Below are 14,799 nucleotides of genomic sequence, written 5' to 3'. Positions count from 1 at the left end.
ACCGATGGTTTGAGAAGATTTTTATTCCTGAACGGTCAGAAACGGTAAGCTTTACCGGGATTGCTTGCGGAGCGGACAAACCTAGTCGAAGTCATTCTCAGACCGCGATGAAACAAGAAGTTAACGCTAAAACTGCCAGTGTCCAGTTAAGTCTAGGCTTGGGTAGTTTTGGGTAAGTTTAACCGAGCGGATATGGCTAGGCTAACCAGCTTGACTGGTTCTATGTTTATCTGTGGTGAATAAACAAAAAAATCAGGAGAGCTCATGGGCAGCTCTCCAGATCATTAGGGTTCATCTACAATACATAGAATAGCCTTTAAGGGGTGAGGGGTGTAACCTATTTTTCGGTTTTTTTGTAAAGAATTGATGAAGAATTAGGTGAAAAAACAGTAAAGACCTAAGAATTCAGTTTTTTCTCGACTAATTCATTAGTTAGTTGAGGATCGGCTCGTTTGTCGGTTTTCTTCAAAACCTGTCCCACAAAGAACCCTTTCAGCTTAGTGTTACCATGGCGATACTTCTCTAGTTCTTTGGGATTAGCTGCGATCGCCTCATCAATGATCGGTTCTAGCACACTAGGATCAGTGATTAACTCTTGACCTGCAAAAGCCTCCTCCGGGGAAATACCACTCAGCAAATCCGCCAGCTTTTGTTTAGCTTGGGCATTGCTGATTTTACCAGATTCAATTCGACTAATCACCTCAGCTAAATTGGCGGGAGTGAGAGCAATTTCAGTAATACTCAGCTTCTGCTTGTTGAGGTATGCGGCGATGTCTTGAGTAATCCAGTTAGCAGCAGCTTTGGGATTACCCCCAGCAACAATCACACCTTCAAAATAATCTGCTACCGTGCGGTCTTCTGTCAACACCCTTGTATCATAAGCTGAAAGCCCTAAATCACTTTCATAGCGATGACGTTTTTGGGCGGGTAGTTCGGGAAGTTCCCCTCGCCATTCCTCTAATTGGGACTGGGATACCTCAATCGGTGATAAATCTGGTTCTGGGAAGTAGCGGTAATCACTAGAACCTTCTTTCACCCGCATACTAATCGTACGTTGAGCGCCTTCTTCCCACAAGCGAGTTTCTTGGATAATCGGCTCCCCTGCTTCTATGGCTGCAATTTGGCGTTCAATTTCGTAATCAATGGCTCTTTGAATGGCGTTGAAAGAGTTCATATTTTTAATTTCTACCTTAACGCCAAACTTCTGTTGTCCCACCGGACGCACAGAGATATTCACATCACAGCGTAGAGAACCTTCTTGCATATTGCCATCACTCACACCAAGATAACGCATAATTCGGCGTAATTCTTGGGCATATTCCGCAGCTTCTTCACCAGAACGCAAGTCAGGCTCGGAAACAATTTCTACTAATGGCACACCTGCGCGATTATAGTCTACCAGAGAATAGCTAGAACCAGACAGGCGATCGCTCCCCGCGTGTACCAGTTTTCCTGCATCTTCCTCCATGTGCAAACGAGTCACACCAATGCGTTTACGAATCGGTTTGTCGTCAGCATCTACCAATTCGATTTCTAACCAACCATGTTCCGCAATCGGGAGGTCATATTGAGAAATTTGGTAATTTTTGGGCAGATCAGGATAAAAATACTGTTTACGGTCAAATTTACTATACTTAGCAATTTGGCAATTCAAAGCCAAACCCGCCTTTACCGCATATTCTAGGACTTTTTCATTCAGTACAGGTAAAACTCCAGGTAAGCCCATACACACGGGGTCAATGTTAGTATTGGGATCAGCACCGAAAGCTGTGGAGCTATTAGAGAAAATCTTGGTATTGGTGCTCAGTTGACAATGGGTTTCTAGACCTATAATCGCTTCGTACTCAGTTTTTACAGTTGTGGCAGCAGTCATACTATAATATTGCTAGTCATACCAAATATTATTAGTTTAGCGATAAATCTCTATCTTGCTCAAGTTATTCTCTTGTTAGAATACTTTTTTATCTAATATCTTACAGTTAATGCTGCCCATGAAAAACCAGCCGCACTACTAGCTAACACCACGATATTTCCCGGCTTTATTTTATTTGCTTCTAGAGTTTTTGCCAAGCCAAATATAGTATCTACAGCACCGAGATGACCATATTCCGGCAAAGAAATCAATGTCTGCTCATCTTTTAGATTCAAAGATTCTAAAATTGCTTTAGATAAACTTTTTTTGACTTGATTAGTTAATAAAAAGTCCACATCTTTGATTGAATAACCGCTTTTCTCTAAAGACCTGTGAATCACTTTACCATAGTTTTCTAAATAGACATCCTGTAAGATTCTTTCTAGTTCTTGAGGGTCTTCAACCTTTAAATAATTTAGTTCATCCTTAATTGGTTTACCTCCCACCGGAAACTTAGTTCCTGCTGAGGATACCTTGAGACAATCTACTAATTTTCCATTGGTGATCCCGTGATAAGAGAGAATTTCATTACTTAATTCTCCTTTTTTCAGAATCACTGCTGCTGCACCATCACCCATGATAAATGTTGATAAATTATTCACATCTGAATAATCTAACAGCATAGATAATTTATCACTACAGACTACTAATGCATAAGATAAATCATTATCTGCCAGTAACATATTTCTGCAAATATGTATCCCTAAATTCCCACTATTACAAAAATTTTTCACTTCAAATGCAAAAGCGTTTTCTGCCCCAAGTGCATCTTGAATTTTGGCAGCAGGAGACCAAAATCTGTAATCATAATCTCCTGCAGCACAATAAGCAATCAAATCAATTTCACACGCTGTAATTTTTGCCTGATCTATGGACGCTAATGCTGCTTTAATTCCCATATCACTGGGATGTTCATCTTTACCTGCAACTGGTTTGTGTTTGATCCCAATCTTGTCAGTGAAAATAAACTCAGGTAACTGAGATAGTTTTGACATTTCCTTACTGGTTAAAATTCCTGGGGGAATGTAATAACCAATAGATGTGATACCAACGGTTTGTTTGCTCATCTATAATCCTCCCATGTTTCGTTTGAATATTTTCAATTTTTTAATATGGAAAATGAAAGGAATATAGTGATGGTTCTATTCAGAAATAATTTCCTTAAAGCTTTTATCATCGGCAATTTCATCAAAATCAATGTCAAATGCTGCATCTTCCTTATAACTGGGATTGAGTTCAATGGCTTTTTGCAGATTTGTCAATGCTAACTTTAGTTGTCTTTGGAGAGCATAGCAAGCGGCTTTATTATAATAAGCACTAGCATAGTTGGGATTAATTTGTAACGCCTTGTCAAAACTGGCGATCGCTTCGTCATCTTCTCCCAATCTTACCAAAGTATAACCGCGTTTATCCCACACCTTGGGAGAATTAGGATTAATTTTGATGGCTTGGTCAAAACTAGCCATGGCATCTTCATATCTTTCTAACTCTATCAAAGAAAGACCACGATTTAACCAAGCGACTGGATCATCACCCTTGACTTGAGTAGCTTGGTCAAAAGATGTAAAAGCCTGTTGATGCTGTCCTAGTTTACCAAAAGCCACACCGCGATCGCACCAAGCCTGGTGATAATCTGGACGAATTTCAATGGCCTTTTCATAAGAAGTGATAGCATCTTGGTAACGTTGTAATCTTCCTAAAGTTAAACCTCGTTTTAACCAAGCCACGGAATTATCTGGGTGATTTTTCACCACCTGATTATAAACTGCGATCGCCTCGGTATATTTCCCTTGAGTAAATAAATCTTCTGCTTGTTGAAAGTCATCATTAACTGACTCTGACCCTTGTAGCTGCACCTGTGACTCTTCAGACTTGATTAATTCCTGTAAAATCATCTCCTGGCGATGTGCAGCATCCAACTGTAAGTTAGAAAGTTGAGATACAAAATCCGTCTCTAATTTTCCCAGCTTTTCCAGAATCAACAGCTTTTGCTCTTGAGTATGAAATTGTAAATCTGAAAATTGCTCTGTTAACTCCGCTGCTGATGCTTCTAAATTCGTAACAATTAGCGCTTTGCGGTTTTGAGCATCCAACTGTAACTCAGATAATTCACCCGCAAATTCTGAATGTAATTCCGTCAGACTTTCCAGGAGAGTATCCTTATGTGATTCTACCCCAGACTGTAATACAGCGATTTGAGCCTTAAATAAATTTTCTAACTCCCTTAAACTATCTAGGGTTTTATCTTTTTCCTGTTGCGCATCTACCTGTAACTTTCCTAAACTCTGAAAAATATTATCTTTTCCTTGCCGAGCCTCAGATTGCCAGTGAGATATTTCTCCTTGAAATAATCTTTCTAATTCCCTCACATTCTCTAGAATATCATTCTTTTCTTTTTCTGCATCACCATATACTTTAATCAGATTTGCCACAGTGTTATCTTTCTCTGATTGAGTCTGAGACAGCAACTTAGAAAGTTCAGCCACAAATTCAGTCCTAGATTCTTCTAAATCTTCCAGAGTGAGATTCTTTTGTTGTTCAGCCTCTAACTGCAAATTCTCTAGTTTATGGATCAACCCAGACTCTAGATTTTCTAAACCTTCTATGATTCTATCTCTTGTTTGTTCTGCTGCTAACTGCAACTGAGAGACTTTGACTGTAAAATCAGACTCTAAATTCTCTTCAATCTCTTTAATTGTCGTTTTTAATTCTCCTAGGATGGCATCTTTTGACTGCACCATTTCAGATGCTAAATTAGCTAAATTCTCCCGTTGTGCTTGTATATTATGTTGCAAGCTCAAAATTTCTGTTTCCAATTCACGATTTCTCTGTTTAGATTCTCGAATCAGATTTTCCGCATCTTGCTTGACAATAATCAGCTGGTTTTGGAGATTTTCTAACCCTTCTAGCTGTGCCATTGCTCTATGAACAATCTCACGAATTGCTACCCGGCGCAACAGCCAGAATAAGGCAATTACCGACACAGGAAATAAACTCAAGATCACTAACCACACACTCCACAAGAGATTTGTGTTATTGAAACCCGGCGCTACCCTGGGTGTAACTGGCTCTGGAGTAAGTTGTTGTGCTTGCAAGTGAGGGAATTTTTCCGACTTCTGAGCAGATATTACCTCAGCCCTATTCAGTGCTGTGGAAACGGATGGTCTGGTTTGTCCAGTAGCAATACCAGCAGAGAGCAGCAAGGGCGAAAAGACAATAGCGCTTTTCAATACTAAAGTGAGGACAACTTGATTTTTGCGCTTCATAAGAACCATCCTGATTCTGGGGTCAGTTTTTGCAGTGGGTGGCTTATCTCCAATCTATACCAGAATTCAATTCTCACCGAAGACTTCCCCCCGCGCAAGTCCCTAAATTAATTTATTGCGGGTAAGCTGGTTGGTGGATCAGTCGGTTATGATATTATGGAGATGGTAAGTGCAAACCAGCCTACCTGTCTTAGAACAAAGACTAGGGAAGCCGCAAACCCAAGTATTAAATGAGGAAATCATTATCGTAGTTAAAAAACAACTAATCAACTCCCAAATTAAATCCAATCAAGTCTACTTGATTGATCATGAGAATAATAACCGTGGTCTTGTTGATACTGCTGAGGCGCTAGAGCTAGCAGAAACTCTAGAGCTTGACCTGGTTGTGGTGTCGGAAAGTAAAGACGCACCGGTTGCCAAGATTGTCAACTATGGTAAGCTCCAGTATCAAAAGAAAAAACGTCAGACCCAGAGTGCTAGACCCACTGTCAAAGAGGTTCGCTTACGTCCCAATGTGGGTGTAGCTGATTATAATTTACGAATAGCACAAGCAACTCAATGGTTGAGCAAAGGCGATTCAGTCAAATTCGCCATTCGCTTACGAGGAAGAGAGCATCAACACCGCGAACAAGCCGGAGAGATGCTGGACCGCATTGTCAGCGCTCTGAGTGAAGTCGGAAAAGTCCAGTCCCTTGATAAACGATCACTCGTTCTTCAAGTAATTCCGGCTTAAATTAATCTTTTAGGCTTTTTGCACCCGTAACCAAAATTGTTGGTTTTCATTATAACTTAAACATAGCAGTTCGGTTACTATTTGGTTCCACAAACTCAAACCTCTGGGATGGCTGACATCAAGCGGCTTTCCCGGAGAAGTTAACAAACACAAAGCAGACAAACTCACAGAAAACCTAATCATATTTTTATATTTACGAAACAGAAGAAATTTATTCTTGTCCTGAATGCCGATACAAGTAAGTGATCGTCAAAAAAACCACCTATGTAAGGGAATACCAACTCAACGAATACCTGATGATTAAGGGATTTCCAGGTTTTGATCAAACTAAACATAGATGGTTTTGATCGCGCCACTTACTTACAACTTAGAGAATGTTGCTGCTGCAAAAGTGGCGACGAATCTACCTGTGAATGCTCTAGGACATACAATACTTAAAAATGCTTGTTAACTGGTACTGACGGCGCTTAGTAGTAATACTAATCTAGTTAAGTGGTAACGAAACAAGAATCTCCCACTACAGGCTTTGCCAATGGTGGTGAGAGGGTCAAACTCAATCATAATTTTGGAGAATATCCGATGTCGATTTATGTAGGGAACCTTTCTTACGAGGTTACAGAAGCAGATATTAGTGGAGTATTTGCTGAATATGGTACTGTTAAGCGGGTTCAAGTACCGACTGACCGTGAAACAGGCCGGAAGCGGGGTTTTGCATTTGTAGAAATGAATTCAGAAGCAGAAGAAGATGCTGCTATTGTAGCTTTAGACGGTGCTGAGTGGATGGGTCGCGGACTAAAAGTCAACAAAGCTAAACCCAGGGAGGATAGAGGTTCCTCTGGCGGTAGAGGAGGATACGGTGGTGGTGGTGGTGGACGTAACCGCTACTAAACTTGAAAAAACCAAAATTTTACTTAGGAAATACAAAAAAATAAATTAACCAATGTTGCTAAGTGGCTTTACTGCATTGAGTCTCATGGTTTTTTACCTGTGTACTCATGCAATATCTCAACCGAAAGATTGGATATTTTGTTAGTTTTGATTCCCTGAACACACAAAAAAAGTCAGATATTAAGTCTGGCTTTTTTTGCTGAAGTATCAAAAGTTTTAATGTCTCTATTCAAGTGAAGAACATTTGTTAGATGCTACCGTCTACTTGGGAATTATATGATGAGGTGTTACCCGATACTTTTCAGGTTGAAAGGTAATGCGATCGCCTTTAACCTGTGAAACTCTTGCTTACGGACTCAATTAGTTCTATTCATTGAGCCGGATAGCAATGGCTTTATTGAAATCAGCTAGTGCTAAATTACTGGGTTCGACACTTATCAGATTTTGTCACCTTTTTTGGCTATCTCTTCTTCTACTCCCCCTGAACGGTTACTTTTTTAAAGCCATTTCCATAAACAATTATCTCTGCACCACCTGTTACTACCATCGGATTGGATATTTTTACACCTATTACCCCGTCATAACCACGCTCCTTAGCTTTTTTTTCCAAATTTTCCAAGGCTGTATCTACGCCATCTTGAATTAATTTTTCATAATGTTCCATACGACCTCCTGTCAAATTACGAATATTTTCACGAATGTCGCTGACAACATTGGCCGCTTTGACTACGACAACAGTTAGTAACTCGCCAACTTCAATTTTTTCCTGCAAATGATCCAAACTTATTAGCATATTATTAACCTAATTGTTGTTGATTTTTTAGTGAAATAAACCATTGGATAAAGAGCAAAACAAACACTAACAGTAAAATAATGGGTGTTCCAATCAATATCAATATTAATGGAATGCCAAATTTATTACTTACTAAATGCCAAGAAATAGCTCCTGTTAATGCTTTTAAAATTCCGTCAAATATTGATAATGGATTTTGTGTTTTCCAAAACTCAATTGCAGTGGTAATTTCTTTACTCTGGATAATATTATGCATAATATCAGAGTTCTTAATTACTGCCGGAGCATCAAGTACAAACTTAACAATTTGATTAATTTGAATTTGCGTCAAGTCTCCCAAATATTCGGCTATATTTTCCAGGTCATCTATAGATAAACTAGTAGCCAGAACTACTAAGTTTTGTCTAGAAATTGTCAACAATTCCTTAATAGAATTAATATCTAAAAGTGAAATTTTAGATATTGTTGTATCGTCTCCAATATCTAAAATATCTTTTAGTAATTTATAATTTAAATCTTCTGGAGATAGATGTTTGTAGAGTTCCAGAACGACCACTTTTTCAAGTTTGTCACCTGCTAAGTTTGCCCAATCTACTAATGTAGATAAGTTATGACTTGTTTCAATGATTTTATAACTAACCTCCGGCAAAGACAAGACTCTTTCAAATTTTCCATCTTTAATATCTTGTATCAGTTGGCTACGTCCCATGTAGTTTAAGGCAATACCTACCAGTGAAGATATTTTAGTTACATCTGACTCACTTGATTTAGCCAAAATAGCGCGAAATTCAGGTAATTCTTCAGCAATCTTTAACGTCTGATCAAGATTCTTCTTAAAATAGTCCCAAGCAAGAGCAATATTATAGGAAATTTGCGATGCTATTTGAGGGGATTGTTTACGAATTTCTTTCTCAGCGGTACTAGCAATTTCTTGACGAATATTTTCTTTTACCTCTGCTGCCTTAAGAACCTTCTGAATTTCTGGCAATATCCCCTCAAAACTCTTAATTATATCACTGGCCAACCAGACCCCTCCCACAACTTCACCAACAACTGGGATGAAACCACTCCCTATGCGACCTAAAACTCTCTCACCTAATTGTGGTATTATTCTATTAATTATTGCACTGATAGTCTTTTTATTGATTTGTGCTATTAGAGATACAACAAAAATAGAACCTCCTCCCAAGGCAGCATTGTAATTTTTATTCACCAGTTTAGTATTATTATCTGGGTTTAAAATTGGAAATTTTTTATTCAGTCTTTAAGGTGTTCCATTCTCGATTCACAATAGAACTAAAATCTACTTTTGTTTCGTCGATAAGGAGCTCCTGTATAACATTGTTTAGCTCCTCACGCAGTTCTGGTTCTTTAAGCTCTGCGCATTGAAGAAGAATATCATCTAATCCTTGAGAAATTGGTAATGCGTAAACACTAGATGCATTTAATACAATGCACGCCATCAACAGAAAGAGTAAAGCTCTTTTAAGAAAATTTAGAATCAAAGGCATACTTACAATACCGTTACCAAAATAAGAGGACGAAGAGGTAGGGCGTTTCTTAGTAGAGTTAGTTATCGTCTCTACAACTGGGGTAGGGGCTTCAGGGACAAGTAAAGCTGTTTTGATTGGTTTGACTCCAAGTGGGGGTAGCACTGAGGGTGAATGTCAGTGTTGTTAAGGCTACAGCCCTAGTTAGTCCTATTAATTGCATGGGTTTATCCTTTGATGGTTAGTTGAATATTTAACGGTGTGCGTACTTATAAGAAGAAACAGCAAAAGTTTAAATAGATGAAATTTATAATACCACGCTCAAATGGAAATAATAAAATAAATGTGTTATTTATTTTATTTACCCTCAGTAATACTATTTAGGTAATCTTGTCATCTATCTAAAGATAGATTTTAAAGAACATAAAATTTTTACACTGGTATTGCACTAAATATTTATGGTGAGGTTTGACCCCACCCCCAACCCCTCCCCTTACAAAGGGATGGGGGTATATGGAATGGCGATCGCATTACAGCAGCGTTTCGCGATCGCCTTTAACACCAGCGCTTCGCGATCGCATCCCATCAAGACCATCCAATATATGATCTTCTAGTCAGATTTATCTGACTTTAGCTTTCAGACGGGGGTTTCTAACCCCCGGCTCCCCCTGTAGCATCAAACGGGATCAACCCAGAGGGATCTGCTTGCAGCAGCGCTTCGCTATCGCATCCCATCAAGACCATCCAATATATGATCTTCGGTGTCAGATTTATCTGACTTTAGCTTTCAGACGGGGGTTTCTAACCCCCCGGATCCCCGTGTAGCATCAATTAGACGAAACAAGTTAAAATTGATCTAAGAGGTAAGCTATATGTAAAAAACAATTCCAGAAATTTATTCACAGAATACTTGCTTTATTCAATCATCAGGAAAAATCATCATGGGAAAATCAGCCCTAAAGCTAATCAGGACTTACGCAAAACACAACAAAAGTAGGGGTAATTCATGAATCACCCCTACATGAGAACCAGGTTTTTAGTGCAATCTTACTTAAGTCCTATTTAAGTCTGGCTTTTTTGCTCAAGTATCAAAAGTTTCCATGTCTATATTGAAGTTGTGAAGAACATTTATTACATGGTAGCGTCTACCTGAGATAGCGGTTCAACGTTATCCTAACTATGAAGCATCAACAGAAATTAGCTTACAGCTTGACCTCATTAATCAGTATCAGCTTAATATCCAACTTTATTACACCTGATTCTGCCATTCTTGCAGCACCACCGAGAAACCCAGACAAAACCGTAAATTGTGAAATTTTAGTTGTGGGTGGGGGACTCTCAGGTGTAGCTACAGCTTACGAGGGGTTACTAGCAGGACGCAAAGTTTGTCTCACAGAAATTACTGATTGGTTAGGGGGTCAAATTTCTTCCCAGGGAACATCTGCATTAGATGAACGCCCCACCCAACGCAGTCGCCAATTTTATTCTCGCGGCTACTTGGAATTGCGAAATCGCATTGAACGCAAGTATGGTAAACTGAACCCTGGGGACTGCTGGGTAAGTGACTCTTGTTTTTTGCCTCGTGATGCCCACACGATTATCAGTCATATGCTCAGAGATGCCGAAAGAAAGGGGAAAGGCAAGTTAGAATGGTTTCCCAATACAGTAATTAAGGATTTAGAAATTACACCCTCTACAGTTTCTGGGGGTGGACAATTAATTAGTAGTGCGATCGCCATTCAACATCAACCAGTCCCCGGCGCACCACCTCATAACACCTTCACCTTATCTCAAACCATTGAAGATGCTTATCGTTACCAAAACTCATCTCGGTTTACTAAAAACATCATTCGCTTAGTTCCCCAAAACACACAAGGGAATTCTCCCAAATGGTACATCGTAGACGCTAGCGAAACCGGAGAAATTATCGCCCTGGCAGATGTTCCCTACCGTTTGGGTATTGACCCTCTCTCCCACCTCGAACCTTCTTCCTCCAGTCAGCAAAACAATCCTTATTGTACCCAAGGCTTCACTTACACCTTTGCAATGGAAGCCACTAAGGAACCACAACCCCAGGAAATGCCCCCATTCTATCCACAGTATGCCCCATATTTTAGTTATGAATTACAGCGGTTGGCAAACTTTGACCTAGTTTTCACCTATCGCCGCATTTGGAGCCAGCAACAGGGAGCACCTGCAACATTTGGAGGTGTAAGGTTTTCGGCTCCCACACCAGGGGACATTTCCATGCAAAATTGGACTTGGGGTAACGACTATCGCCCTGGAACCCCTCAAGATAACCTAGTTTACACTCGCCAACAGTTGCAAGCTACTGGACAGTTACAACCCGGCGGATGGATGGGGGGACTACGAACGGAAAGCCTCCGCAGAGGTGAAGAAAATGCACTAGCCTACTATTATTGGTTAGTCGCTGGGACTACAGATTCTCAACTTGGTACAGGTGTCAAGGAGCAACACACAAATCACCGTTTTATATCTGGGTTCAATTCCCCCATGGGAACAGCCCATGGCTTATCCAAATATCCCTATATCCGGGAAGGACGACGGATTATTGGCCGTCCCAGTTGGGGACAACCCGGAGGTTTTACCATTTGGGAAACTGATATTTCTCGCCGCAACTACAACGATGAGTATTATCGTCGTACACTTCCTGCTGATATGTACCGCCGGTTACAAGCAACACTGGCTGGTTTGGAAGCTATCTCTGTAATTATAGGTCAAAAGCCACCGGAACAAGTAATGCGGCGGACTCGTTCTACTATTTTCCCCGATTCTGTAGGTATTGGTCACTATGCCATAGACTTTCATCCTTGCATGGAGCAAAGCCCCCCAGAAGCGCCCGGTAATAGAGAACGTCCCGGAGAAAGGCGGGGTGCTGGTCAAGCTTATCCCTTCCAAATTCCCCTGAGAGCCATGATTCCCCAGAAAATCGACAATTTGCTCGTAGGAGGTAAAAGTATCGCCACCAGTCACATTGCAGCTGCTGCGTATCGGGTACACTCCTTTGAATGGTCTGCGGGTGCTGCTGCGGGTACTACTGCGGCTTTTGCCTTAAACAATCAAGTTACACCTTACCAACTGGTGAACAATTTACCCAGACCAGAACCACAATTAGAAGCTCTCAAACGTCTATTAGAGCAAAATGGCAACCCGACAGCTTTCCCTGATACTTCAATTTTTAACGAAAACTGGGATAATTGGCGTTAGGCTAAAATGATTTCAGATTATCGACTAAACTATTAATCTAGAGGTGTAGATTGTAAAATCCTGTTGGCTAACTGTTTTATGGTTACAAGACTTTCAGCATCTGTATATGGCGCGAGTACAGCACCAACTGTCAATCCTGGACGGACTACTCAAGTTACCCGTAAGACTTATCCCAATTATAAGGTGATTGTTTTAAACGATGACTTCAATACTTTTAAACACGTTTCCGAGTGTTTAATGAAGTATATTCCGGGAATGACAGGTGATCTGGCTTGGGATTTGACTAATCAGATACACTATGAAGGACAAGCTATTGTCTGGGTAGGTCCCCAAGAAATGGCGGAACTATATCATCAACAGCTGCGTCGGGCTGGTTTAACAATGGCTCCTTTAGAAGCGGCTTAATTATCATGGGTAAATCCCCTAAAGACTCTTCTGTTAAAGATGGCAGATTAGTCTGGAATCACTCAACTCATATTTCTGGCCTCATCCCAATTTTAGAACGTCTCTGTCTGCAGGATGGGATTCAAACTGTCACCCCTGGTGTTATTGGGCGGGCTAAAGGTCACTGTCCAAAAATGCAACTGCGTGTATCTGTACCTATTCGGGGTGGTTATAAGGTCATAGCCCGTCAGGGTAAAACTGTACAAGAGGTTTTTATCCTAACCACTTTAGAGCAGGATAAATTTAAACATACCATTGCGATCGCCATGAGAACTAAATCAGCTTCATAGTCCATTGTTAACTATTGCCTATTCTTCCACACGGCGGACTGAGAACTTGTGTAATGGCAAACTCAGGACACAAGAAAAAGTGAGAAAATACGACAAAGCAATAGTGATTTTCACAGACATGAGCGCGGTTTCCCAGTCAGGTAAAATCAACTTCTCAATACCAAAAGCAAAACAGTAAACTAGCCAGTAAGAGAAGCTCATTCTCAAGAGAATTTTCTCTGTTTCTTCTAGATTATCTTTTGGCTGTTTGGGATCCCAAAGTAATAGCAAACCTGCAATACAAGCAAGAAAGGATAGACAAACTACAAATTCATGGCACATTAAATTCATTGAATGCATCTGCTTTGCTCTAATGTTCTCCTGTTGAGATTCAGTCTAAAGGAATAATCTCGCCAACCCCAAAAAATATTTACAAACTGCAATAAAAGACTGTAATTAGTTTTAAGTATTGCTACAAAAGTTGTATTTACATTAATAATAATTTTTGCTACAATCTAAACAATCTAATATAGATGGGCACTGCTGCCTAGGAGAGGTTTTAACCAGCACCAATATTCACCCAGGTGCTAAAACTATCACCCCAGGTAATGAGATTAGGCAATGCCATTTCTTTGGCTCAGAAATTTTAGTTGATGATACATACAGCTGATCTGGGGTAAATTTGCACCAGCTGCTTGGGCTTTTCGTAATGGGTTACCGAAAATCGCTTCTACCTCTAGGGGACGTCCTTCATCATAGTCAATTTTCATGCTGGTACGGTAGGGCTTCATCTTCACAGTATAATTCAGCATGGTTTGAATGAAGCTATCAGGAATAACTCGTCCCGAAGTTTTCGCCCCAGCTGCTACTTCATTCATTAATTGTTCAACTAATATCCGGGTGTGAGCATCTGTCATTAATTCGTCTGTTCTAGCATTGAGAATAACTGAGAGTCCATTGTAGGGTATATTCCACACCAGTTTTTGCCAACGCGCTAGCAGTAAGTCGGTGGCTAATTCAATGGTAATACCAGCAGTTTGAAAGTCATTAGCAACATATTGTATTCTTTCTGTTAGAGGAGCGGGATCATATTTAGGGCTATATTCCCCCAAAGTAATTTTTCCATAGTCTAAGTGACGAATATGTCCGGATCCTACTTTATTGGAACACAGAAAACATAAGCCGCCGATAACTTGAACATTCTTGACTATTTGGGTAATATCCTCTTCTACACCCAATCCATTCTGCAATACTAATACTACGCCACCATCTTTTACCAGGGGGGGTAATAATTTCGGTAGTAAATGGTTTTGAGTTGTCTTGAGTGCCACTATTACTACATCACATCGTGGCATCTGTTCCACATCATTATAGGCGTTAACTTGCGGAAGGGTAAAATCACCGTCTTTGGATTCGATTAATAAACCCGATTTGCTCACGTGCTCGTAATCACTCTTGAGCAAAAAGTGGACATCGTAACCAGCTTGTTGCAATTTAGCGCCATAAAACCCACCTAAAGCACCAGTTCCGAGGATAGCGTATTTGCGATCGCAACCTGCTGTCAAGGAATCGCACATCTGTGACACACAGAATTCTCTGACCATAATCATAAAATGATGTCTGATTGCCCCATGTATAGTTAACTTTTTGTAATAAAATTTTAACCTATTTGAAAATAATTGAAATTTTGCTGTTGCTGAGGTAGAGGATGATATTTTAGGACTTATGTACCTGTGACAGAAAATTATTATTCATATGAGAATTTCTAGGAAAAAC

The 14,799-nt window shown here is 40.1% G+C and carries 15 protein-coding genes; 6 read left to right on the top strand and 9 right to left on the bottom strand.

Features of this window, described 5'->3' with window-relative positions:
• Positions 1–397: 397 nt before the first annotated feature.
• The 3 genes from gatB to PN447_RS05745 all read right to left on the bottom strand — a co-directional run bounded on the left by gatB (position 398) and on the right by PN447_RS05745 (position 5,178).
• Positions 398–1,873, bottom strand: a complete 1,476-nt coding sequence (gene gatB / locus PN447_RS05755) for an Asp-tRNA(Asn)/Glu-tRNA(Gln) amidotransferase subunit GatB (protein ID WP_271761550.1) — start codon at positions 1,871–1,873, stop codon at positions 398–400.
• Between the two features lie 92 nt (positions 1,874–1,965).
• Positions 1,966–2,979: a 3-oxoacyl-[acyl-carrier-protein] synthase III C-terminal domain-containing protein gene (locus PN447_RS05750; protein WP_271761548.1), complete on the bottom strand. Its 1,014-nt coding sequence runs from the start codon at positions 2,977–2,979 to the stop codon at positions 1,966–1,968.
• 75 nt (positions 2,980–3,054) lie between these two features.
• Complete coding sequence (locus PN447_RS05745; protein ID WP_271761546.1) at positions 3,055–5,178, bottom strand: tetratricopeptide repeat protein; 2,124 nt, start codon at positions 5,176–5,178, stop codon at positions 3,055–3,057.
• 169 nt (positions 5,179–5,347) lie between these two features.
• Here PN447_RS05745 and infC point away from each other — a divergent pair, with 169 nt between their 5' ends.
• Entirely contained in the window at positions 5,348–5,911 is a 564-nt protein-coding gene (gene infC / locus PN447_RS05740) for a translation initiation factor IF-3 (protein WP_271761544.1), read from the top strand.
• 9 nt (positions 5,912–5,920) lie between these two features.
• On the opposite strand, the gene PN447_RS05735 is transcribed toward infC, so the two are convergent.
• Positions 5,921–6,094: a hypothetical protein gene (locus PN447_RS05735; RefSeq protein ID WP_271761542.1), complete on the bottom strand. Its 174-nt coding sequence runs from the start codon at positions 6,092–6,094 to the stop codon at positions 5,921–5,923.
• A 396-nt stretch (positions 6,095–6,490) separates the two neighbouring features.
• Between PN447_RS05735 and PN447_RS05730 the strand changes: the two genes are divergently transcribed.
• Positions 6,491–6,799 (top strand): RNA recognition motif domain-containing protein, encoded by a 309-nt coding sequence (locus PN447_RS05730; protein ID WP_271761553.1) that lies wholly within the window; start codon positions 6,491–6,493, stop codon positions 6,797–6,799.
• Positions 6,800–7,271: 472 nt separating this feature from the next.
• On the opposite strand, the gene PN447_RS05725 is transcribed toward PN447_RS05730, so the two are convergent.
• Genes PN447_RS05725 through PN447_RS05715 form a run of 3 tightly spaced genes read right to left on the bottom strand, consistent with a single transcriptional unit; the run spans position 7,272 to position 9,247 of the window.
• Entirely contained in the window at positions 7,272–7,592 is a 321-nt protein-coding gene (locus tag PN447_RS05725; protein WP_271761540.1) for a YbjQ family protein, read from the bottom strand.
• Between the two features lie 4 nt (positions 7,593–7,596).
• Positions 7,597–8,805, bottom strand: coding sequence for a hypothetical protein (locus PN447_RS05720; RefSeq protein ID WP_271761538.1), 1,209 nt, complete (start codon positions 8,803–8,805; stop codon positions 7,597–7,599).
• A 40-nt stretch (positions 8,806–8,845) separates the two neighbouring features.
• Complete coding sequence (locus PN447_RS05715) at positions 8,846–9,247, bottom strand: hypothetical protein (protein ID WP_271761537.1); 402 nt, start codon at positions 9,245–9,247, stop codon at positions 8,846–8,848.
• A 293-nt stretch (positions 9,248–9,540) separates the two neighbouring features.
• Here PN447_RS05715 and PN447_RS05710 point away from each other — a divergent pair, with 293 nt between their 5' ends.
• From PN447_RS05710 to PN447_RS05695, 4 genes are all read left to right on the top strand, one after another.
• Positions 9,541–9,696, top strand: a complete 156-nt coding sequence (locus PN447_RS05710; RefSeq protein WP_271761535.1) for a hypothetical protein — start codon at positions 9,541–9,543, stop codon at positions 9,694–9,696.
• 565 nt (positions 9,697–10,261) lie between these two features.
• Positions 10,262–12,310 (top strand): FAD-dependent oxidoreductase, encoded by a 2,049-nt coding sequence (locus PN447_RS05705; protein ID WP_271761533.1) that lies wholly within the window; start codon positions 10,262–10,264, stop codon positions 12,308–12,310.
• Between the two features lie 78 nt (positions 12,311–12,388).
• Positions 12,389–12,715 (top strand): ATP-dependent Clp protease adapter ClpS, encoded by a 327-nt coding sequence (gene clpS / locus PN447_RS05700; RefSeq protein ID WP_271761531.1) that lies wholly within the window; start codon positions 12,389–12,391, stop codon positions 12,713–12,715.
• A gap of 5 nt (positions 12,716–12,720) precedes the next feature.
• Entirely contained in the window at positions 12,721–13,044 is a 324-nt protein-coding gene (locus PN447_RS05695) for a DUF2103 domain-containing protein (RefSeq protein WP_271761530.1), read from the top strand.
• 18 nt (positions 13,045–13,062) lie between these two features.
• Here the strand turns inward: PN447_RS05695 and PN447_RS05690 are convergent, their stop codons facing one another.
• Both PN447_RS05690 and PN447_RS05685 read right to left on the bottom strand, forming a co-directional pair.
• On the bottom strand, positions 13,063–13,383 hold the full coding sequence (locus PN447_RS05690; protein WP_271761528.1) for a hypothetical protein: 321 nt from the start codon (positions 13,381–13,383) through the stop codon (positions 13,063–13,065).
• A gap of 254 nt (positions 13,384–13,637) precedes the next feature.
• On the bottom strand, positions 13,638–14,600 hold the full coding sequence (locus PN447_RS05685) for a putative 2-dehydropantoate 2-reductase (protein WP_271761526.1): 963 nt from the start codon (positions 14,598–14,600) through the stop codon (positions 13,638–13,640).
• Positions 14,601–14,799: the final 199 nt, after the last annotated feature.

Source organism: Anabaena sp. CS-542/02 (assembly GCF_028331085.1).
Classification (GTDB): Bacteria; Cyanobacteriota; Cyanobacteriia; order Cyanobacteriales; family Nostocaceae; genus Anabaenopsis; species Anabaenopsis arnoldii.
The sequence above is the reverse complement of the archived record's forward strand: the minus strand, read 5'-3'. Positions and strand labels throughout refer to the sequence as shown.